General features: G+C 27.0%; 1 protein-coding gene. It reads left to right on the top strand.

Translation table 11 applies throughout. From position 1 onward, the window contains the following. Positions 1-66: 66 nt before the first annotated feature. Positions 67-270: hypothetical protein (locus HMPREF3270_RS14115; RefSeq protein ID WP_218117693.1), on the top strand; the 204-nt coding region annotated here is incomplete at its 3' end.

The following is a 270-nucleotide window of genomic DNA, read 5'->3' as shown; positions in this document are numbered from 1 at the left end:
GATGAGATATACTTAGTAACAGTATTAAAAGCAAAAGGAAATAGGTTTCACCAAGTAAAACTTATTATGGATACTGTTTTAGATAATAAAGAAAATAACATAGATGCAAATTCATTTACGGTTTTTAAATATCCATTAAAAAATATAGAACTCTTAAAGAACTTTAAACCTCACAGTGTTTTTTCGAAAAATGAATCAGATAAAAGTAATCCTGCTAGTGTAACTAAATTGTTAACGCTAATAACTGCGTTAGAGTATCCGATTGACTTA

It is taken from the genome of Staphylococcus sp. HMSC65H10, from assembly GCF_001839185.1.
Classification (GTDB): domain Bacteria; phylum Bacillota; class Bacilli; order Staphylococcales; family Staphylococcaceae; genus Staphylococcus; species Staphylococcus simulans.
The sequence above is the reverse complement of the archived record's forward strand: the minus strand, read 5'-3'. Positions and strand labels throughout refer to the sequence as shown.